General features: G+C 60.3%; 1 protein-coding gene. It reads left to right on the forward strand.

The window, feature by feature from the left end; translation table 11 throughout:
• Positions 1-229: AMP-binding protein (locus AB1471_RS18025; RefSeq protein ID WP_367781086.1), on the forward strand; the 229-nt coding region annotated here is incomplete at both ends.

Raw genomic sequence — 229 nt, forward strand, 5'->3', positions numbered from 1 at the left:
CTCGATCGCGTTCGTCGCCTATACCTCCGGTTCGACCGGGCGACCGAAGGGCGCGCTCCTGTCGCATCGCGCACATAGCTGGGTGGCCGAGATGATCTCGACCGACCGCGATTTTTCACCGTCCGACCGAATGATCGTGGCAGCGCCGCTTTACCACAAGCACGGCATGAACTCGATCAAGTGCGTCTTGTACGGCGGCTCGACGGTTGTCCTGATGCCGAAATTCAAT

It is taken from the genome of Jeotgalibacillus marinus (genome assembly GCF_040801915.1).
In the GTDB taxonomy this organism is placed as follows: domain Bacteria; phylum Bacillota; class Bacilli; order Bacillales; family Jeotgalibacillaceae; genus Jeotgalibacillus; species Jeotgalibacillus marinus.